The organism is Streptomyces sp. NPDC060000 (assembly GCF_042737375.1).
GTDB lineage: Bacteria > Actinomycetota > Actinomycetes > Streptomycetales > Streptomycetaceae > Streptomyces.
Genome location: NZ_JBHWUU010000027.1, coordinates 1 through 19,043 on the forward strand (window position 1 = coordinate 1; position 19,043 = coordinate 19,043).

Genomic DNA, 19,043 nt, shown 5'->3' on the forward strand with positions numbered 1-19,043 from the left:
AGCGCGGGCCGACAAGCCCTGCTCACTCTCACGCACCTCCGTAACGGCCAGCCCTACGCCCAGCTCGCGGCCGGTTTCGGGATCGGCACCACCACCGCCTACCGGTACATCAGCGAAGCAGTGGAACTCCTGGCCGCCCTTGCCCCCACGCTCGCCGAAGCAGTACGGGCTGCGTCGACGAAGGCGTACCTGATCCTGGACGGGACGCTTCTGCCGATCGACAGGATCGCCGCCGACCAGCCTTTCTACTCGGGCAAACATAAGAAGCACGGCATGAACGTGCAGGTCATAGCCGACCCGAAGGGTCGTCTCCTGTGGGCTTCGCCAGCCCTGGCCGGTGCCGTCCATGACGTCAGGGCCGCACGCGAACACGGCATCATCGACGCTCTCGCCCAGGCCGGCATCAACTGCTGGGCGGACAAGGGTTATCAGGGCGCGGGTGGCACGGTCCGCCTGCCTTACCGCGGCCGATGGGAGAAGCTGTCCGCCGGTCAGCAGGCCGTCAACCGGTCCCATGCGAAGGTGCGGGCACTGGTCGAACAAGCCATCGCTACCCTCAAGTCCTGACGGCTCCTGCGCAAGCTCCGCTGCTCGACGACCCGAATCACGAGCCTCGTCCAGGCCGTCCTCACCCTTCATCTGGCCAGCCCAGACTGAAGATGGAAAAGGCTCACTGAGGCGGGCTTGGTGTTGGCGTCGTCGGCGCCATGTCGACCAGTGCAGGATGTGCGTGTGTGCAGTGCTGCTGCACGTTCCGCGTCGACCTGGTCGAGACGTGGCTTCTTCAACCGAGCGCAACGAGGTCCGGCATACCGCATGTGTTGCTGACAACCCCGTCCCATAACCTCGTGTATGGCGACGTCAGAGGCCATGGATTTTCGAATGTGAGGAGGCGATGGTGCTAGGTGGAGGCATGCGTTTGCTCACGGGCCTCTTGATTGGGGCCTGCATGGTGCTCGTAGGCCCCAGTGCACCAAGCAGTGCCCCCTTCGCCAGGTCACTGCCCGCCGAAGCCGTCGGGGATGTCGTTGCGAACCGGGTCATGACGTGGAACATCTGCAATCCCTGCGAGGAAAGCAACGTTGACCGGGCAGCGGAGATCGCCGCCTATGCACCCCAGGTCATCGGCCTGCAAGAAGCGTGCGTGCGTGACGTCGAGAGAATTCGGGACCATCTGGAGAGCCTCCACGGGCTGGTCTACCACGTCGAGTACGGGACGGTTCTTCGGAATTGGGGCCGTTGTGGGGGAGCGCCGTGGAGTCCGGGTGCCTACGGCCAGGCGGTTCTCTCGGCGGCACCGCTGTCAGGCCTCGTCAACGTGGAGTATCCCCAGGGCGGATCCGAAGACCGTGGGTACATGGCAGTCACCACCACTGTGGGCGGCCAGCGTTTGCGGGTCTTCAACACACACCTTGCCGAACGACGTCAAGAGGCAGTCCGAGCAGACCAGACCCGCGTACTCGCCGCTGACGTCGCCCAGTACGAGCGCGCGATCGTTCTCGGCGACTTCAACGCCGTGCCGACTGCCTCCGAACTCACCGGGATGTGGGAACTGGCCGCGGATGCGGACCCCGAGTGCCGTCCCTCGCTCACCGGCGGCTGCAAGCCGACCACCGACTGGCAGAGCAGGTTCGACTACATCTTCCTGCGACGCATCGTCCCGCTCGAGCACGGTGTGCATCCGACCCCGTACTCGGACCACCACCTGCTGCACGCCGACCTGGACACAACGTAAGAGCTCGTTACACGGTCTCGCGTGCCGGCGGACCCTGGCCCGGGCTGCATCGAAACCCGCTTGTAGCGCGATGAGGGAGGACGCACGCCAGACCGTCGCAAGAGAGCGAGGCCGGCGGTGACCGAACCAGGCGCGGTGGACCTGATCCACTTGGAAGACGCGGATGGCGACCACTGCACTGTGCGGGTCACCGGTCGCTTCAGGCCCGGTGTGTTGAGCGGCCACGACGTCCTCCGGGCCGACGTCTTGGCACACGCCGGCTTCGTCGATGCCGGTCTGGAGCTCTCTTCCAGCAGGACCTCGATGCCTGGCAGCAGGAGCGTTCCGCGGGCGCCGTGTCCGCCGTGGTCAATGGGGCGGCGTACCTGCTTGGAAAGCCGGAGGTAGGATCCGCGAGCGTTGTTGGCCCATTCGGGCCGGCCGAGCTCTGTGGGGGATCTTCGGATGACGTTCCGACTGCGCGCCGTCCGTGCACTCGTGCTGCTGGCCGGCTTCTATCTGATGGGCTTGGTTCTGCTGTCGGCCATGGCCGCGCTCGACTGGCTGCTGGTGACACGGCTGTTCACCGCGCGGGTGGCCTGGTTCGAAGGGATGGTCCTGACCGTCACCGCGCTTCTGGCGGCGGCGATTCTGCGGGGCATGCTCGCCTTTCTGCGGGCAGGGCGTCTGGGCCCGGTGCCGCACGCGGTGGCGGTCGCGCCGCAGGACCAGCCCGAGCTGTGGGAACAGGTGCGCGGCGCCGCCGACGTGACGGGGGAGCGGCCGCCGGATGAGCTCTACCTGGTCGCCGAGGTCAACGCGGGCGTCGCCGAGAAGAGCCGCCTGCTGGGACTGCTGCCCGGACGGCGCCGTATGCTCCTTGGCCTGCCGCTGCTCGCCGGGCTGACCGTCCCGCAGCTGCGCGCCGTCCTCGCCCACGAGTTCGGGCACTACGGAAATCTCGACACCCGGCTCGGCGGTGTCACGATGCGCGGCCGGGAAGCGGTACTGCACACGGTGGAGGTTTTCCGCGAGGGCAGCACCCGGCTGCACTACGCGATCGGCACCTTGTACGTCGGCTACGCCCGGATGTTCCTGCGGACCTCGCAGTCCGTGGCCCGCCAACAGGAGCTCGCCGCCGACCAGATGGCCGCCCGGCACGCGGGCCGCGAAGCGACGGCCGCTGCGCTGCGCATCCTTCCGGTACTCGCCGCCGCGCACACCCACTACCTGGAGACGTACGCCGCGATGGGTGGGCGGCTGGGAGCGCTGCCGCCTGTGGGCGAGGTGCACGGCGGATTCCAACGGTTGCTCGCCGCCCGGACGGGGGAGCGGTTGGCTGCGCTCTCCGCCGGGCACCGTCCGCCGCGGCCGCACCAGTACGACTCGCATCCGCCGACTGCCGAACGGATCGCCCTGATCGAGAAGCTGCCCGCCGATGACCGAGCCGATGAGTCGGCCGATGAGCGGGCCGCGCTCACCCTGCTGCACGACCGGGACCGGGTATTCACCGCGCTGGAGGCGCGCACGCTGCCGCAGGAGGCGGCGCGGCTGCGGCGTATGAGTTGGGACGAGCTCGTCATGGCACGCGCGGTCGCTGACGCCGAGGACTGGTCCCGGCCGCTGCGGGTCGCCGTGGCCAGGGCGCTGCGCTCATCGGCGCAAGGCGCAGACGGTGCGGTGACCGTACGCCGGGATGCCACGGCCGCGGGGGTGGCGAGCGACCAGTTGCCCGGCTTGGAGGAGATACTCGACGCGTTCGACCGCGGCCTGCTCTGGATGGCGGTCGCCGACCGCATGCCCAAGCCGCATCAGGCGGCGCGACTGATCGGGCCGTCCGCCCGCAACTTCATCCGGCCCAAGGTCTTCGACGGGCTCGCGGGCATGGTCCACCTGCGCCTCGCCGAGGCCGGACACGCCACCCCGGACGTCGCGTGGTCGGGGCAGCCCGGACTCGTCCTGCCCGAGGTGTGGGAGAAGGGCATGGACGACGCCCTCGACGCGGCCGTCGCCGACATGCCCGACACCGCCCCCCTGCGTGCCCTGCTCGTCGGCCCCCACCGCGTGTCCGCGTGACCGCCATTCGAAGTTGCGATCGCTCACGCCTCTCAAGTGGTGGGGGCAGGTTTGTGAACCTGGCCGGTGGAGCTGGTGGCCGGCCGCTTTGTCACGGGTTGTATATGATCATGGGCATGTCGAATGAGTATCCGGCCCCGCAGAATCCCCATGGTCAGCCCGCTGGGCAACAAGGCGGTGACCTCGGGCCCCACGGCGGTCAGTTCGGACCGCCACATGGAACTCCTCCCCAGCCCTACCCTGCGCAGCCCACCCACGGCACCCCGGGGGCGTACGGCGGTCCAGCCTCGCACGGCATGGCGGGCGGACTCGGAACTCCTGGTCCGTATGGCGCTCCGTACGCCTACGCGCCCATGCCGCCGATGACCATGCCGGGCAGTGTGCGAGCTGCCCAGGTGGTCATCTGGGCCATGGCGGGGTTGACCATGCTGATCGTGCTGGTGTGGGGATTCAGTTCCAGCGCCGAGGAGGCGGGCCGGCTCTTCGCCACGAACCTGATGGGTTGGGCGCTGTTCTTCATGGCGTTCACCTACCACAGGGCGGGCAGCGGTGTGCGGACGACGTCGGTCGTGTTGGCGAGCCTGCAGATCGTGTTCTCGCTCGGCGGACTCGCCAACGGAACCGGAGGCGGAGGCTTGCCTCTCATCGGCGCGATAGGCATCGCTGTCCTGTTGAACCAGGACAGTGCGAGGAACTGGTTCAATCGGCCACGCGGAAACGACCTGCCCTACGGTCACTGACTGACGGCTCACCGCCCCGCCTGCCGCCGCTGACAGGAGCACGGCTGCCACGGGCATCGACCGTCTGCGGCGTCACCATGGCGCCAGGGTGTGGCACTGCCGACGCTGCTGCGGTTCGACCCCTGCGGACCCGCTGCAGGGCGACCTGGCCGAGCGTGCTGAGATCGCCGATGCTTGACGAGGCGTCAGCCGACGAGGTCGAGTAGGTCGGCGACGTCCGCGAAGACCCTTTCTCCCGCCTCCGCGGCGGCTGGAGAGAGGGTGTCGAGGGTGAGGAAGCCGTGGACCATCCCGGCCTCGCAGCGGTGTCTGACCGAAACGTTCGCGGCGGACAGCCGAGCGGCATAGGCGTCGCCCTCATCCCGAAGTGGATCGTGCTCCGCCGTGACCACAACCGTGGGCGGTAGACCGCCGAGGTCGGCGGCATACACCGGGCTGACCTCGGGGCCGGCGCGCCGGGACAGGTCCGGGACCCATTGCTCGGCCCCCCACGCGACATCGTCGGTCGTCAGGCCCCAACCTGTGGCCTTCGACCGCGCGCTGGGACAGGACAGGGTCAGATCGGTGTTGGGGTAGACCAGGACCTGGGCGGCCGGCAGCGGTCCCCCTTCATCGCGCAGACGCAGGCAGGCGAGCGCGGCGAGGTTTCCGCCGGAACTGTCACCCATGACGACGATCGGGCCTGCGACACCGGCGCCTGAACCTCTGCCGACCGCTGCCCACCGGATGGCATCCACGCAGTCATCGACGGCAGCCGGCCACGGGTGCTCCGGCGCCCGGCGGAAATCGACGCTCAGCACGGCCGCGCCGATCCTGAGCGCCAGTCTGCGGCACACCCGGTCGTGCGACTCGAGATCGCCGATCGTCCACATCCCTCCATGAAGGAACACCACCAGCGGTCGGAACCCGGCCGAAGGCCGGTAGAGGCGGGCTCCCACGGCAGCCGAGCCGACCGCCAGATCCTCGACGTGGGCCATCTCGGGACCCGGTGGCCGGGCTTCAGCGCGGAGCCGCTGCGCACGCCGCAACTCCACCGCACCCACGGCACGGGCGGGAGGCCCTGGGTCCCGTCGAACAGCCTCAACGAAGGCGGCCAGTTCGGCATCGGCGAGCGAAGGGGCGATCGGTTCGGCCATGCAGGCCAGGATGCCATCTTGATCCAACGACCTCGGCCCATGCACAAGCTTGATCCAACGACCCCGGCCCATGCACAAGCTTTTCGGTCATGAGCCTTCACACCACCACCTGGTGTGCCTGATTCGACCTGGTTTCGCAGCCACAGGACAACCCGCCACGGTCGCAGGCAGCCGCGTCCCGCTGTTGCACCGGATGTCGTCCGCGTACAACATCCGGCCCTGCCGGCGCCGGCGACGCGCGCCACCGGTCGGCGATGGAGGACGCGGGTGTCTCGAGTGGTGTCCGCCGTGACAAGCTGTGCACTTCAGCTGCCGAGTACCAGGAGGTCACCATGACTGCAGAATCTTCATCGCCCGAGGGGTCGGAGCCGGTTGACGTCGAGAGTGGTTCCCTTTCGCCCGACGATGACGGCCAGTACGACTTGAAGCGCAAGTTTCGGGAGGCGCTGGCGCGCAAGCGCGGTATGCAGGCGGACGCCGCTGACCTCGCCGCGAACACCGACACGTCGAAGGTCCACGGCACGCACGGCCCGGCCGCGAGTCAGCGGTCGTTCCGTCGGAAGAGCGGCGGCTGAGTCCCATCAGCCTCCAGACAGGTCGGAGTGGCTGCAAGGGAGGGGTGGGTCCTGGCTGCGCGGCAGGTCCCACGCCGTGGGTGCCGGGGCCGTACCCGCGGTTCCACGGGCCGGGACCTGTCCGGGACCTGGCCGGGCGATCATCCGCCAGGGCGCCTCGACGGTACTTCGACCGGAACCGTGGGGCGTGCCAGTAGGCGGACCGTGACCTGTGGCGTGCGGCTGTCGTGGCGCTGGCCGAACTCAGGCGAAGCCATGACTGGCGTGACCGGGCTGATGCCGGGCACAGCCTGTCAGGGTTCGCCGAGATGCGGGAGGCCCTCGAGCCGCTGCTGCAGCTTGTGCTCGACCCGGGTGACACCTTCGTCACCCGGCGGACCGCTGACGGTTCGCTTCGGCGAAAGGACAGCGCTGTACGACATCCTGGCAGACGTCGATCCCGTTCTGCGCCCCGCGTAGCGCGGAGCCGATCACTGTTGTGGAGGCGCAGGTGTTCGACGACAGGGGCAGCGAGGAGTACGCCGTCTGCTCAGTGTCCCGAGCCTGCCGGTCATGTTCGGAGCCAGACCGTACTGCTCCCGGAGCCCGATGACCTGGCCTCGGCTTGCTGTCGGCTGACGGCAAGCCCGGGTTCCGATATCGGTGACCATCTTCGCTGACACAGCGACTCCTGTCGTCCGTATTCGTTGTCAGGACAGCGACCGGGCACGCTGGACGGGATGAGTGCCTGGCGGACCACAGGAGAGCAGGCGCGCATGAACCCCAGTGCACACATCGAGGCCGTCTACGCACAGGTCTGCCGGCGCAACGCCGGTGAGACCGAGTTCCACCAGGCGGTGGGAGAGGTGCTGCACACGCTGGCGCCCGCGTTGCAGGCCCATCCGGAGTACGTCGACGCATTGATCCCCGAGCGGCTGTGCGAGCCCGAGCGGCAGCTGATCTTCCGGGTGCCGTGGGTGGACGACGCGGGGCGGGTACAGGTCAACCGCGGCTTCCGGGTGGAGTTCAGCAGCGCGCTCGGCCCCTACAAGGGCGGTCTGCGCTTCCATCCGAGCGTGAACCTCGGCATCGTGAAATTCCTGGGCTTCGAGCAGATCTTCAAGAACGCGCTCACCGGACTGGCCATCGGCGGCGGCAAGGGCGGCTCGGACTTCGACCCCAAGGGCCGCAGCGACCACGAGGTCATGCGCTTCTGCCAGGCCTTCATGACCGAGCTGTACCGGCACCTGGGCGAACACACCGACGTCCCCGCCGGTGACATCGGAGTGGGCGGGCGCGAGATCGGCTACCTCTTCGGCCAGTACAAGCGGATCACCAACCGCTTCGAGGCAGGAGTCCTTACCGGCAAGGGCGTCTCCTGGGGCGGCTCGCAGGCCCGGACCGAGGCCACCGGCTACGGTGCGGTGTACTTCGCGCAGGAAATGCTGGCCACGCGCGGACACGGTTTCGACGGCCGCAAGGCCGTGGTCTCCGGCTCGGGGAACGTGGCGGTCTACGCGATCGAGAAAGTGCACGCCCTGGGCGGGGCAGTGGTGGCCTGTTCGGACTCCTCCGGCTACCTGGTCGACGCCGACGGCATCGACCTGGAGCTGCTGAAGACGGTCAAGGAGGTACGGCGGGCACGCCTTTCAGCCTATGCGCAGGCCAAACCCACGGCGCGGTTCTCCGACCGCGGCTCGGTCTTCGAGGTGCCCTGCGACATCGCGCTGCCGTGTGCCACACAGAACGAACTGGGCGGACAGGAAGCAGGGGCGCTGGTGAAGAACGGCGTCCTGGCCGTCGCCGAGGGCGCCAACATGCCGTGCACCCCGGAGGCGATCGAGGTCTTCCGTGAGGCGGGCGTCCTGTTCGGTCCCGGCAAGGCCGCCAACGCGGGCGGCGTGGCCACCTCTGCGCTGGAGATGCAGCAGAACGCCTCCCGCGACGTGTGGACCTTCGAGCAGACCGAGACCCGTCTGGCAGCTGTCATGCGGGGTGTCCACGCCCAGTGCCGCGCCACCGCCGAGCTCTACGGAGGTACCCCCGACGACTATGTCCTGGGCGCCAACATCGCGGGCTTCCTGCGGGTCGCGGAGGCGATGACGGCCCAGGGCGTCGTATAGCGCGGGCCGTTGCGCGGTAGGCCGCGAACGGTACGTGCGTGCGAGAGGCCGCGAACGGAACGTGCGGGGCACGCGTACCGAACGGCGCGTACGCCAAGGGCGGCCTCCGCGCCGGTATCCCCGCCTGCGGAAGGGAGACCTGGGCGAAGCCGGTGCTCGAGCCCCTCGTCAGCGGTCCGTCGATGGCTTCGGACCCGGTGGCATCGGACATCTGCTGCTGCAGTACATCGTCTGGCTCACGCACGGCTGCTCGGCGCTGCCCACCCTGTGCGTGGCGGGCATCACCGCCGACCGGGAGGAACTCGAGCGGGGGCCGGCGGCGCGGTCGCGGTGATCGCGGCGTGCATCGGGCACGAGGCCGCCACGGAGGTGGCCCGGCACGCGTTGTGCACCGGGGCCGACGTGGTCGTACAGCGCGGGCTGCTTGGACCGCGCGAGCGCGGCCTCATCTCCGCGGCCGGCTGACGACCCGGGACAGCGCCAGCGCCGTCACCGTGTCCCGTACACCGGGCATCTGGGCCATCTGCTCCCAGATGCCCTGTACGCGTTCCAGGGAGTCCGCCTCCACGCTGACCAGCAGGTCGAACTGGCCGCTGAGGACATCGCAGGAGACCACCTCGGGGATGCGTTTGAGTGCGGCGAGAACGTCGGCGCCGCGCATCCGGTCCTCCCGGTAGACCAGGACGTGCGCGGCCACCGTCTCACGGTCCGGTCCGCACGACGGACGCACGATCGTGTAGCCGCCGATGTGCCCCTGCCGTTCCAGACGCTCGACGCGCTGGCGCACGGCGTTGCGGGACAGCCGTACACGCTGGCCCAGTTCGGCGTGGGAGATCCGGGCGTTGCGGGTGAGTTCGGTGATGATCCGCTCGTCGATGGCGTCCATGGCGCTCCGTGTCTCCTGACTGGCGAAAGCTCCGGTGGCCGGCGGCCACCGGAGCTGCTGCGCCGGTTCGCGACGTCGTTCAGTCCTTGTGGTGCAGCGCGAAGACGCGGGCGGGGAAGCCCGAGCCGCCCTGCGGCTTGGCCCAGGTGGCGACGATCAAAGCTCCCGCCTCCGGTACCCGGTCGAGGTTGGCCATGAACTCGATCTGCCAGCGATCCCGCCGCAGGACGTAGTCCTCCAGGCCGAAGTCGCCCACGGAGGTGGCCAGTCCGGGGTCGGTGTCGGTCTGTTCGTGCCCGATCGCGGTGACGCCGGCCTCCTCGAAGAGGTAGCGCAGTACCTCGGCGGACCAGCCCGGGGAGTGGCTCACGCCCGCCTCGTCCTTGTTCGCCATGGCGGCCGGGTCCGGCCAGCGGTGGCCCCAGCCTGTGCGCAGCGCGACGAACGCGCCGTGGGGGACCCGGCCGTGCCGGGCCTCCCAGGCCGCCACGTCCGCGAGGGTCGGCACCGCGTCCGGGTCCGCGGCGACGCGCTCGGCGATGTCGAGGACGACGAGCGGCAGGATCATCTCGTCGACGGGTATCTCGTCCAGGGTCCGGGCGCCGGCGACGAAGTGGACGGGCGGGTCGACGTGGGTGCCCCACTGTCCGACGATCGTGTACAGGTGCACGTTGAAGCCGTCGCCGCGGGACATGTCGAAGGGCATCTCGCGCTTTTCGTCGGGGAAGGCGGGGAAGTGCGGCTGCCCGGGATGGAAGGCGTGCGTGAGGTCGGTGCGGACCGTCTCGCCGATCAGTTTCCGGTGCAGGGCCCACAGCGGCGGTTCGACGGTGGTGGCGGGAGCGGCCGTGACGGCCGTGTTCGGTGTCATGCGTGCTCGTCCTCTTTCTCGGCGCCGTTCTCGGCGTTGTCCAACAGCTCGATCCACTCGACGAGTTCGGCCGGCCGGACGACGGAGGCGACCGCGTGGGCCGACTCCGCCGGGCTGCCGTACCCCCACCGCACGTGGACGGCGGGGATTCCCTCGGCGGCTGCGCTCTCGATGTCGTAGGCACGGTCGCCGACCATGAGTGGTCGGCGAACGTCGGCGCCGCTCGCCCGCAGGCGGGCTACACACTCCCGGATCACCTGCCGCTTCGTCGTACGGCCCGCCTCGTCGCAGACACCGCAGACGCTCAGCAGCCGGGAGCCGAGACCGAAGCGGTGTGCCATCAGCTCCGCCTGGTCCTGCACCTTGGAGGTCGCGATGCCCATCGGCAGTCCGCGTGCGGACAGGGCGTCGAGCAGTTCGGGGATACCGTCGTACACGGCGGCAGCCGCCGCGCCGTCGCGGGCGTACGCGGCGCGGTAGGCGGCGAGGGCCGCCCGTGCGACGGGCTCGTCGAGTCCGACCACGTGGCGGAAGGTGTCGTACATCGGCGGGCCGACGAAGGAGCGCAGGGTGGCCGCGTCGGGGACCGGGGCGCCGACGGAGCGCAGGGCCTCGGCGGCGCAGGCGGTCACACCGGGGGCGGAGTCCACCAGGGTGCCGTCCAGGTCGAGCAGAACGCAGGTGGGCGGTTTCACGCGGCCGCCCCGGAGGTACGGCGGCGGCCGTGCCTCAGCCAGTGGTACAGGTAGCAGCCGGCGACGAACGGAATGCCGAAGTACAGGGCCGTCGCCTGTGCGGGATCGAGCGCGATGCCGACGAGCGAGGCGAGGCACAGGACGAAGGCGAGCACCGGCACGACCGGGTAGAGGGGGGTCCGGTAGGGCAGGGTGCCCGGGTCCCCGCCTGCGCTGACGAAGGCCCGCCGGTGGAAGAACTGCGCGGCGGCGATGGACATCCAGACCCCGACCGCGGCGAATCCGGCGATCGACACCAGCACCAGATAGACCGTCTCGGGTGCCGCGACGCTGCTCACCAGGGAGGCGAGACCGCCGAGCATGCTCAGCGACAGCGCGGTCAGGGGGATGCCGCGACGGCTGAGCCGGCGCAGTGCCTGCGGCGCCTGCTTCTCCTCCGCGAGGGAGAAGAGCATGCGTGCACAGGAGTACAGCCCGCTGTTGCCGGCCGACAGCAGCGCCGTGATGATCACGAAGTTCATGGCGTCGGCCGCGTAGGGGAAGCCGATGGAGGAGAAGACGGTGACGAACGGACTCTCGTCCAGGCCGACCCGGTCATAGGGGATGGTCGCCGCGATCACCGTGATCGCGCCGACGAAGAAGACCAGCAGGCGTATGACGGTGACGCGCAGGGCTTTGGGGACGGCCTCGGCGGGGTTCTCGGTCTCGCCCGCGGCGACGCCGATCAGTTCGGATCCGGAGAAGGCGTAGAAAGCGGCCAGCACGGTGACCATGACGCCCGAGAAGCCGTTCGGGAAGAGGCCGTCGGGGGTGTGGAAGTTCTCCAGCAACAGGGGGTGGGAACCGGCCTCGGCGAGAGGGTGGAAACCGGTCAGCGCAGCGCCGCCGAACACGATGAGGGCGACCACGGCGATGACCTTCACCAGCGAGAACCAGTACTCGGTCTCGCCGAAGACACGGGCCGAGAACGCGTTCACCCCGAAGACGACGGCGGCGAAGAGCACGCACCAGACCCAGACGCTGACGCCCGGGAACCAGCGCTGCATCAGCAGCCCGCACGCGGTGAACTCGGAGCCGAGGGCGACGGCCCAGGTCAGCCAGTAGAGCCAGGCGGTGGCGAAGCCCGTGGCGGGGCCGATCGCGCGGGTCGCGTAGACGTGGAAGGCGCCCGAGACGGGATAGGTGACGGCGAGTTCACCGAGGCAGGCCATCACCAGCCAGACGACGAACGCGCCGACGAGGTAGGCCAGGACGGCGCCGAGCGGACCGGCCTGGGAGACGGTGAAGCCGGAGCTGAGGAAGAGCCCGGAGCCGATGACCCCACCCATCGCGATCATGACGAGATGACGGGAACGCATGGTGCGGCGCAGACCGTCGCCGGGCGGCTGGGGAGCTGGGTCGGCGGCGGCCGGAGCGCTGTCCGGTACTGCTGAGACGGACATGGCGGTCTCCTCTGCGGAGCTGAGCGGGGAGAGGCGGGCGGGGCGTGGGGGGCGATCGGCACGGCATGGCTGCGGGGTGAGGCCACTTTCGAGGGGTGGTGGTGAGCGTCGGGATGGTCGCGCACCGAGGGGAGCGGGCGCCCGGTGCGGGCGACGGGCTCGCGGTGGTCGGGCGCAGAGGGTCAGGCCCGGTGGACGAGGTCCAGCGGGGCGGAGAGTTCGATCACCGGGACCTCCCAGGGGTGCGCGTCGGCGAGGCGGGCGAGGACCCGCGTGAGCGCGTCGTCGTCCACGGCGGCGTCGACGTGCGTGGTGACGGCGAGGGTCGAGGAGAGGAACCGTCCGCCGATCGAGCCGAGGGCGGGGCGGGCGCCGGGTCGGACGGTGAATCCCTCAGCGCCGATGGCGACCTCGAAGACGTCGCCGTAGACGCCGAAGTCCCCGAGCTCGGGGGAGGTCTCCAGGACCCGCAGGAGAGAGGCGAAGGACTCGTCGGCGCGCAGCGCGTCGAGGTCGCCCTCCGCGCACGCGGTCAGGGTCGCCGTCGCGACCGGCCAGTACACCTTGATCGTCCGGACTGTCCGGCGTCGGACGGACGCCGGGGCGGCCTTCGGGTCCTCTGCGGCCGTTTCCGGCGTGATCGTCGTTGTGGCCATGCGCGTCTCATCCTTCGGCATCCGGCGGCGGGTGATGCAAGGATGCTATGCGTGCATTAAATGCACGGCAAGATGCAGATGCCGCACAGTATCCAATGGGGTGGGAAGGCGGAGGTAAAGTTGCGGACCGACAGTGACGGGGACGGCACCCCGGCGAACGCGCGCGTCGGCACGGCGGAGGAGTACGTGGACTCAAGCGTCACGAAGGGCCTCGACGCTCTGTTGGCGCTCGCTCGAGGTCCCGCCGACGGCCGACCACCGGGATCCGCGGCGTCCGTCTCGGAGCTGGCCCGCAGGCTGGGCCGTGACCGCAGCCAGCTGTCCCGCATGCTCACCGCCATGGCCGCGGAGGAGTTCGTCGTCCGCGACGACGTCTCGGGCGGTGTCGCACCGCACTGGCGGCTCTACACGGCGGCGCGCGACGTCACGGCCCACCGGCTGCGCACCGACGGGCTCACCGCCCTGGAGGGCATGGCGGCCGAGACCGGCGAGAGCTGCTACCTCGGCGTCCTGGCCGGCGACGCCACTGTGACCATCGCCGAGCGGGTGCCTGCCGGCACCCGGCAGCTCGGCTCGTGGATCGGCCGCCCCTACCCGGCCTACTGCAGCGACTGCGGACAGGCCCTGCTGAGCGACGCCGACGACGACGAGGTGGCCGCGGTCTTCGCCCGCACGGAGTTCGTACGCCACGGACCCAACACGCCCACCGGCCTGGAGGACTTCCTGCGCCGTCTGGAGAAGACCCGGCGGCGCGGCTACTCGATCGTCGACGAGGAGGCCGAGCCCGGCCTGTACTCCGTCGCCGTGCCGGTCCGTGACTTCACCGACGAGGTCGTGGCCGCCGTCCAGGTCGTCGGACCGCGACGGCGCCTGCAACCCAGGACACAGGAGTGTGCCGCAGTCGCCCTCCGCTGGGCCGGCCGCCTGGAGACGGCCTTGCGCGGGGCCTGAGCGGACCTGGTCCGGATGGACCGCGGGCAGCGCCCCAAGCGGCCTGGTCCGAGCGGCCGGCGGGTCAGGAGGTGCGCCGCGACGGCGCGTCTCGGGGCCGGTTTTGCCGCACCTGGCCGAGGTGTCCGGGGCCTGGCACCGGGACGACCTCGGGAGCCTTACGGTAGCGGAGCGTCTCGGTTGGCCAGGCGTGGTAGCCGCTCAGCAACGCGGCCATGATCTCGACGTAGGCGTCCACGGCGGCCTGTTCGTGGTGGCGGAGTCCGAGCCGGCCGCACCCGGTGGGTATCTGTGCGGCCAGTTCCCGGAACCGCCGGGCGTCGCGGTCACTCGGCGGCCCGCGGCCGTGACGGCTTCGGCGCGGGTGAGGTGGCGGGAGTGTTCGAGGACGAGGACCAGGTTGTCCATGTCGCCGCGGGCCTCCTCCTTCTCCAGGGAGTACACGTCGTTGCACATCAGGGTGACGTCGATGGCGGTCTGGCGCATGACGCGCAGCCGGGGTGCGGGAAAGGCCGCCGCGGGGACGGTGATGTCGGCGGCGCGTTCGCCGAGGGACGGGGACAGGCACAGGGACAGGGGCAGGGGCAGGTCGGTGGCGGCGAGCCGCGGCGCACATGGAGATAGGTCTCCGTGTCGGCGGGGGTACCACGCAGGAGGCCTGTCGCTTCGTGGGCCTGTGCGGCGAAGTAGTACTCCCACTCGTGTGCGGTGCGGACGGTCCATGCGGGGTGGGCGCCGTGGGTGCCGCGAGCCCGGATGTCGGCGAATGCCGCCCTGCACGGGTCGGCGTCGGCGGGCGGGGCGGAGAGCTCCGCCACCGGGCGCAGGATCGAGATTCCGGCATTGTTGACCAGCACGTCCAACCGTCCCCACCGCTCCACAGCCACCCGCGTCAGGGCCGGGCGCCGAGCGTGGTCGCGACGTCGTGGCCGTCGGCCACCGCCGAGCCGCCCAGCAGCCGTATCTCCTCGGCCACCGCGTGCCCGGGGGACGGCGACGCTCCGCACCCGTCGATCCCCGTTCCCACGTCGTTGACGACCACCCGCGCGCCACGCGCCGCGAGGAACAGGGCGTCCCGGCCCAGCCCACGCCCTCCGCCCGTCACCACGACCACACGATCCTCGTGAGTCGCATCTCCGTCCGCCAAGGACGAACATGAGGTCCCCCGGGTCGCCAGCACACCCCTCGTTCACGTCATTCGCGTCCGTGCCCCGGCCGGCCTCAGCCCGCCGCCTTCCTGACGAGCGCGCCGATGCGTTGTTCGTCGGCTGCGGTCAGCTCCTTGAGGGCGTAGGCGGTCGGCCACATGGTGCCGTCGTCGAGTGCTGCCTGGTCGCTGAAGCCGAGCGTGGCATACCGCGACTTGAACTTCTGCGCGCTCTGGAAGTGGCAGACGACCTTGCCGTCCCTGGCGTACGCGGGCATCCCGTACCAGAGCTTCGGCGCGAGGTCCGGAGCCGCAGCCCTGACGATGTCGTGGATCCGCTCGGCGAGGACCCGGTCCGCTTCCGGCATCTCGGCGATCTTGGCGAGCACATCCCGCTCCGCTGCCGCCTCCTTCTCCGCCCGGGACGAACCGCGCCTCGCCGCCGCCTTCTTCTGTTCCTGCGCGTGCTCCTTCATCGCCGCCCGCTCTTCGGCGCTGAATGCGTTGTGCTGCTCGGTACTCGTGTCGGAGTTCTCGGCGGACGACTTCGTGGACTGCATGCCAGGTTTCCTCTCGTGCGGGGATGCGACGGGACGGGCCGGGAGCGCGGGGTTGTGCGTCAGGACGGTGCAGCCGCTGTGGACGGTGCGGGGGCGGGGGATCAGGCGGCCGCCTCCCAGACGAATCCGTCCGGATCGGTGAAGGGGCCCGCCGTGCTGCCGAGAACGACGCGGTGCGAGCCGGCGCCGTCGGCGGGGACGCCGAGGTCCTTGGCCAGGCCGCGCCGCTTGTACAGCGCCAGCTTGACGGCGCTGGACTCGCCGGAGGTGAACTCGGCGTACTTGCCGCCGAAGCTTTTGGCCACGGCCAGGCCCCTCCCGACGTAGAACTGCTTGCTGGCCTTCACGTCCTCGACGCCGAGCAGGAGGACGATCTCATCGATCTCGCGGGTGGCCGGGCCGGCGTCCTTCTTCGCCGAGGTCGCGACCTTCCAGATCGTCCCGTCCGGGGCCTGGACGACGCCGCCGTAGCCCCACAGCGACTTCGCGGCGGGCTTGAGCACGGTGGCGCCGGCGGCCACGGCCGCTCCGACGAAGCTGTCGACCGTGGCCGGCCGGGAGACCGTCAGCGCCAGGGTGAAGCCGCGGAATCCGGTGGCGGCCGCTTCGGAGGCCCGCAGCCGTAGGTGCGCGGCAACTCCGAAGGCGGTGTAGAAGCGCTGGGCAGCCTCGGGGTCGGCCACCTCGAGGATGACGGATGCGATGGATGTGTGGGACGCGGTGGAAGCGGTGGTTGCCATGGCATTCACGCTAGGGGGTGCTCGGCGGCCGACGCTTCTCGAATCCTGACCGGTCCTGGCCCTTGTTTCGCCCCGCACGTCGGCATCGCGGCCGGCGTCGCCGCCAAAACGACCGCGTGACTCCGGCTGCTCCGGACCGGGGCCCGCAGCGACGACGACCTCGCCCTCGAAGGGAAATGCCGGGACTTGGCGGAGGAACTCTGCCGCCGCCGACGCGGGTCGACGGGGTCAGAGGCCGCCGGTGTTGAGCAACCGGTTGGGGGTGTCGGAGCGGACGCCGCGCAGGACGCCACGGGTGGCCGCGCGGTCGAGCCAGAGGTGGACGTCGTGAGCTGTGGCGTGGGGGTGGGCCGACAGGTACAGGGCGATCACGCCGGTCGCGTGGGGTGCGGCCCAGGATGTCGCGCCGCCGTCCTCGGTGGCCGTGCCGCCGCCGGCGAGGGCGGCGGTGACCTTCTGGCCGGGGGCGTACAGGTCCACGCACCGTCCGTAGCCGGACCCGTAGGAGCCGCTGTCGCTCCACGCGCGGTCGTTCGAGGTGGAGGCCGCCACGACGATCGTGCCGGGGACGCCGGCGGGGGAGTGCTTGCAGGCGTCGTCATGGAAGTTGCCGGCCGACACCACCGTCGGGATGCCCGCGTCGACCATTTTATTCACGGCGGACTCCAGGGTCGCCGACCGGTGGTCGAGGTTGAGCGACATGTTCACCACCGCGGGCTTCTGGGCGTGCGCCGTGACCCAGTTGACCGACTTCACCAGAGCCGCTTCGGCCGCCGCCGGAGAGCCACCGCCCTCGCTCTCGCACAAAACGCCCTGGACGCGCACGAGTTCGGCCTTCGGCGCCACCCCGTACTTCGCCCCGCCGATGACGCCTGCGACGAACGTGCCGTGGCCGACCCCGTCCTCGCCGAAGCAGTCGCCGGAGTCCTTCGGGCCCAGGAAGTCGGCGCCGAGGTGGGCGCGTCCGCCGAACTCCTTGTGGGTGATGTCCATGCCGGTGTCGATCACATAGACGTGGACGCCCTTACCCGTGGCGGTGGTGGTGAGCTTCCCGTTCAGCGGCCGCGACCGCTGGTCGAGGATGTCCAGGTTCCAAGGGACGTGCCGGGTGAGGGCCGATGCCGCGCTCTGTGCGTTCGCGGACAGCTTCCCCACGGCGCCGGGAGTCGTCGGCGCCGAACCGGACGACACCCCGTCCCCGGAGGGCGCCACGGACTGCCCCTTGCCCGGCGCGGGGAGCGTCCCGCCGCTCTCGGGCACCGCGCCGGCCTTCCCACCGCAGCCCGCGGCCCCGAGCACCGTTGCCATGGCCACCACGATGAGACCGGCCTTCGTCATGTTCCGCGTCACCACGTCACGCACCTCCCTGCCGCGTACACAGTCGGCGCACAAGACGGCCACAGAAGGCGAATGGTTCCCGGCACCGCGCGTGGGCGGACCACGTGGCGCAAGGCATGAACCGTTGGCCGACGACCTCGCGGCAGGCCTCCCCGATCCGGACGCCCGGCATCGGCGCCGGACCGGGTTGCCCGTATGGAGACGTGATGAGGAGTCCGATCCTTCCGCAGTCGGGGGTGCCGCCGCCCCTTTCGGCCGGGCTCGCCAAGGACGAGGTGATCACCGGCTGACCGGGTTCGACCCGAGTCCACTCCGTGCCCGTTCTCAGCGGACGGCAACCGATGTGGCGTGTTCGACGGGCACGGTCCCCGCGACTGCTGCGAGGCGTGCGGTGTGTCGCGGCAATGACCGTGCCCGGTCGGGGCACACGGAGGGGCATGAAGGCGAAGCCGGCAAAACACGTGCTGTTTGCGACCGTTGTGCTGACGGTCCTCCCTTTCGCCGTGTCCTGCGGTGACCAGGAACACGAGGGAGCCGGTGGATCGGACGCGGCGGGACCGCCCGCCCTGGCTCGATCCGGGACCCACCTGGTCATCACCACCGAGAACGGGCTGCTGCTGCGCCCCACCGACGGCCGTCGTGTCACGGTGGACGATCGCGCCGACGGCAACTGGTCGCACGACAACGACACCTGGACCCTGGACGTGTCCTGCACGGACCGGGACGGGGAGCGGGAGCGGGGCGAGGAAGCGTGTCCCCGGATGCCCTACGTGAAGGTTCCGGACGGCGTGAGCGTCACGGTCAGTGCCCGCAACGCGGGCGTGGACGTGGCGGGACTCGCCGCGGCGCTGGACGTCACGACCGTCAACGGCGATGTGACGGTGACCCGTTCCGGGAAGGGCGACGCAACTGTTCGGCTGGCCACCCGCAACGGCTCGGTGCGCGCGACGGCACTCGACGCGGGTCGGCTGCACGCGGCGACCACCAACGGCGACGTGGTCCTCGCGTGCGCCACCGCGCCGTCGGACGTCACGGCCACGACCACCAACGGCTCCGTCGGCGTCACCGTTCCGCACGACGCACCCGCGTATCTCGTCGCGGCCGGTACGGACAACGGCCGGGCCACGGTGGGCGTGTCCACGAGCGACGATCGCGAGGGCCCGGCGATGACGCTGACGACGGTCAACGGTGACGTCGACGTGCGCCGCGACTGACCTCGCCGACCTCCGCCGACTCCGACGTCGCGGCCCGCGAGGGCGGGTGACCCGGACGTGGCCGGGCCCCCGCATCTCGCTCGTCAACCTGTGTGCAGGGCAATCGAACGTTCCGATTCGGCGTCCACGGCTACTCGGTCGACCCCCAGGAGCTCACCCGGCGGTCACCGCGCGGTGGACGGCGGGTGACGCGCCGCCGA

At 70.4% G+C, this 19,043-nt stretch carries 20 protein-coding genes and 1 pseudogene; 9 read left to right on the forward strand and 12 right to left on the reverse strand.

What is annotated here, in order from left to right; genetic code table 11:
• The 5 genes and pseudogenes from ACFWBB_RS16345 to ACFWBB_RS16365 all read left to right on the forward strand — a co-directional run.
• Positions 1-657, forward strand: a pseudogene (locus ACFWBB_RS16345) (transposase family protein); the annotation flags it as partial.
• A 238-nt stretch (positions 658-895) separates the two neighbouring features.
• Complete coding sequence (locus ACFWBB_RS16350; RefSeq protein ID WP_385271844.1) at positions 896-1,735, forward strand: endonuclease/exonuclease/phosphatase family protein; 840 nt, start codon at positions 896-898, stop codon at positions 1,733-1,735.
• A 135-nt stretch (positions 1,736-1,870) separates the two neighbouring features.
• On the forward strand, positions 1,871-2,122 hold the full coding sequence (locus tag ACFWBB_RS16355; protein ID WP_385271847.1) for a DUF5959 family protein: 252 nt from the start codon (positions 1,871-1,873) through the stop codon (positions 2,120-2,122).
• A gap of 57 nt (positions 2,123-2,179) precedes the next feature.
• A complete protein-coding gene (locus ACFWBB_RS16360; RefSeq protein ID WP_385271850.1) occupies positions 2,180-3,790 on the forward strand; it encodes a M48 family metallopeptidase in 1,611 nt (536 codons plus the stop codon).
• 362 nt (positions 3,791-4,152) lie between these two features.
• Positions 4,153-4,530 (forward strand): hypothetical protein, encoded by a 378-nt coding sequence (locus ACFWBB_RS16365; RefSeq protein ID WP_385271853.1) that lies wholly within the window; start codon positions 4,153-4,155, stop codon positions 4,528-4,530.
• Between the two features lie 185 nt (positions 4,531-4,715).
• Here the strand turns inward: ACFWBB_RS16365 and ACFWBB_RS16370 are convergent, their stop codons facing one another.
• The gene (locus ACFWBB_RS16370) at positions 4,716-5,666 is read right to left on the reverse strand and encodes an alpha/beta hydrolase (RefSeq protein WP_385271856.1); all 951 of its coding nucleotides are present in this window, start codon (positions 5,664-5,666) and stop codon (positions 4,716-4,718) included.
• Between the two features lie 332 nt (positions 5,667-5,998).
• Here ACFWBB_RS16370 and ACFWBB_RS16375 point away from each other — a divergent pair, with 332 nt between their 5' ends.
• Positions 5,999-6,241: a DUF5302 domain-containing protein gene (locus tag ACFWBB_RS16375; protein WP_385272029.1), complete on the forward strand. Its 243-nt coding sequence runs from the start codon at positions 5,999-6,001 to the stop codon at positions 6,239-6,241.
• 755 nt (positions 6,242-6,996) lie between these two features.
• The gene (gene gdhA / locus ACFWBB_RS16380; protein ID WP_385271859.1) at positions 6,997-8,343 is read left to right on the forward strand and encodes an NADP-specific glutamate dehydrogenase; all 1,347 of its coding nucleotides are present in this window, start codon (positions 6,997-6,999) and stop codon (positions 8,341-8,343) included.
• A gap of 445 nt (positions 8,344-8,788) precedes the next feature.
• On the opposite strand, the gene ACFWBB_RS16385 is transcribed toward gdhA, so the two are convergent.
• The 5 genes from ACFWBB_RS16385 to ACFWBB_RS16405 form a co-directional block, all read right to left on the reverse strand.
• A complete protein-coding gene (locus ACFWBB_RS16385) occupies positions 8,789-9,229 on the reverse strand; it encodes an AsnC family transcriptional regulator (RefSeq protein ID WP_351682746.1) in 441 nt (146 codons plus the stop codon).
• Positions 9,230-9,308: 79 nt separating this feature from the next.
• On the reverse strand, positions 9,309-10,100 hold the full coding sequence (locus ACFWBB_RS16390; protein WP_385271863.1) for a cyclase family protein: 792 nt from the start codon (positions 10,098-10,100) through the stop codon (positions 9,309-9,311).
• The gene (locus ACFWBB_RS16395) at positions 10,097-10,795 is read right to left on the reverse strand and encodes an HAD hydrolase-like protein (RefSeq protein WP_385271866.1); all 699 of its coding nucleotides are present in this window, start codon (positions 10,793-10,795) and stop codon (positions 10,097-10,099) included. Before ACFWBB_RS16395 ends, ACFWBB_RS16390 begins: the two co-directional genes overlap by 4 nt.
• A complete protein-coding gene (locus ACFWBB_RS16400; protein WP_385271869.1) occupies positions 10,792-12,237 on the reverse strand; it encodes an amino acid permease in 1,446 nt (481 codons plus the stop codon). The genes ACFWBB_RS16395 and ACFWBB_RS16400 overlap by 4 nt, the downstream gene beginning before the upstream one ends.
• A 182-nt stretch (positions 12,238-12,419) precedes the next feature.
• Positions 12,420-12,893, reverse strand: a complete 474-nt coding sequence (locus tag ACFWBB_RS16405; RefSeq protein ID WP_385271872.1) for a hypothetical protein — start codon at positions 12,891-12,893, stop codon at positions 12,420-12,422.
• Between the two features lie 120 nt (positions 12,894-13,013).
• Here ACFWBB_RS16405 and ACFWBB_RS16410 point away from each other — a divergent pair, with 120 nt between their 5' ends.
• Positions 13,014-13,844, forward strand: coding sequence for an IclR family transcriptional regulator (locus ACFWBB_RS16410; protein ID WP_385271875.1), 831 nt, complete (start codon positions 13,014-13,016; stop codon positions 13,842-13,844).
• 201 nt (positions 13,845-14,045) lie between these two features.
• On the opposite strand, the gene ACFWBB_RS16415 is transcribed toward ACFWBB_RS16410, so the two are convergent.
• The 6 genes from ACFWBB_RS16415 to ACFWBB_RS16440 form a co-directional block, all read right to left on the reverse strand.
• Positions 14,046-14,414, reverse strand: coding sequence for a terpene synthase family protein (locus ACFWBB_RS16415; RefSeq protein ID WP_385272032.1), 369 nt, complete (start codon positions 14,412-14,414; stop codon positions 14,046-14,048).
• Positions 14,300-14,731 (reverse strand): terpene synthase family protein, encoded by a 432-nt coding sequence (locus ACFWBB_RS16420; protein ID WP_385271878.1) that lies wholly within the window; start codon positions 14,729-14,731, stop codon positions 14,300-14,302. The genes ACFWBB_RS16415 and ACFWBB_RS16420 overlap by 115 nt, the downstream gene beginning before the upstream one ends.
• A gap of 5 nt (positions 14,732-14,736) precedes the next feature.
• Complete coding sequence (locus ACFWBB_RS16425) at positions 14,737-14,952, reverse strand: hypothetical protein (RefSeq protein ID WP_385271881.1); 216 nt, start codon at positions 14,950-14,952, stop codon at positions 14,737-14,739.
• A 113-nt stretch (positions 14,953-15,065) separates the two neighbouring features.
• Positions 15,066-15,551 carry an iron chaperone gene (locus tag ACFWBB_RS16430; protein WP_385271883.1) on the reverse strand — a complete coding sequence of 162 codons (486 nt, stop codon included), beginning with the start codon at positions 15,549-15,551 and terminating at the stop codon, positions 15,066-15,068.
• A gap of 101 nt (positions 15,552-15,652) precedes the next feature.
• The gene (locus ACFWBB_RS16435) at positions 15,653-16,291 is read right to left on the reverse strand and encodes a glyoxalase (protein ID WP_385271886.1); all 639 of its coding nucleotides are present in this window, start codon (positions 16,289-16,291) and stop codon (positions 15,653-15,655) included.
• Between the two features lie 228 nt (positions 16,292-16,519).
• Positions 16,520-17,644, reverse strand: coding sequence for a S8 family peptidase (locus ACFWBB_RS16440; RefSeq protein ID WP_385271889.1), 1,125 nt, complete (start codon positions 17,642-17,644; stop codon positions 16,520-16,522).
• A gap of 422 nt (positions 17,645-18,066) precedes the next feature.
• On the opposite strand from ACFWBB_RS16440, the gene ACFWBB_RS16445 reads away from it, so the two are divergent.
• On the forward strand, positions 18,067-18,843 hold the full coding sequence (locus ACFWBB_RS16445; RefSeq protein WP_385271891.1) for a DUF4097 family beta strand repeat-containing protein: 777 nt from the start codon (positions 18,067-18,069) through the stop codon (positions 18,841-18,843).
• Positions 18,844-19,043 lie beyond the last annotated feature (200 nt).

What these genes read in the sequence shown, in the direction of transcription:
- ACFWBB_RS16370 (WP_385271856.1), bottom strand. Translation starts at nt 5,666, where the DNA reads ATGGCCGAACCGATCGCCCCTTCGCTCGCCGATGCCGAACTGGCCGCC.
- ACFWBB_RS16435 (WP_385271886.1), bottom strand. Translation starts at nt 16,291, where the DNA reads ATGGCAACCACCGCTTCCACCGCGTCCCACACATCCATCGCATCCGTC.
- ACFWBB_RS16385 (WP_351682746.1), bottom strand. Translation starts at nt 9,229, where the DNA reads ATGGACGCCATCGACGAGCGGATCATCACCGAACTCACCCGCAACGCC.
- gdhA (WP_385271859.1), top strand. Translation starts at nt 6,997, where the DNA reads ATGAACCCCAGTGCACACATCGAGGCCGTCTACGCACAGGTCTGCCGG.
- ACFWBB_RS16375 (WP_385272029.1), top strand. Translation starts at nt 5,999, where the DNA reads ATGACTGCAGAATCTTCATCGCCCGAGGGGTCGGAGCCGGTTGACGTC.
- ACFWBB_RS16405 (WP_385271872.1), bottom strand. Translation starts at nt 12,893, where the DNA reads ATGGCCACAACGACGATCACGCCGGAAACGGCCGCAGAGGACCCGAAG.
- ACFWBB_RS16430 (WP_385271883.1), bottom strand. Translation starts at nt 15,551, where the DNA reads ATGCAGTCCACGAAGTCGTCCGCCGAGAACTCCGACACGAGTACCGAG.
- ACFWBB_RS16365 (WP_385271853.1), top strand. Translation starts at nt 4,153, where the DNA reads ATGACCATGCCGGGCAGTGTGCGAGCTGCCCAGGTGGTCATCTGGGCC.
- ACFWBB_RS16360 (WP_385271850.1), top strand. Translation starts at nt 2,180, where the DNA reads ATGACGTTCCGACTGCGCGCCGTCCGTGCACTCGTGCTGCTGGCCGGC.
- ACFWBB_RS16400 (WP_385271869.1), bottom strand. Translation starts at nt 12,237, where the DNA reads ATGTCCGTCTCAGCAGTACCGGACAGCGCTCCGGCCGCCGCCGACCCA.
- ACFWBB_RS16350 (WP_385271844.1), top strand. Translation starts at nt 896, where the DNA reads ATGGTGCTAGGTGGAGGCATGCGTTTGCTCACGGGCCTCTTGATTGGG.
- ACFWBB_RS16445 (WP_385271891.1), top strand. Translation starts at nt 18,067, where the DNA reads ATGAAGGCGAAGCCGGCAAAACACGTGCTGTTTGCGACCGTTGTGCTG.
- ACFWBB_RS16390 (WP_385271863.1), bottom strand. Translation starts at nt 10,100, where the DNA reads ATGACACCGAACACGGCCGTCACGGCCGCTCCCGCCACCACCGTCGAA.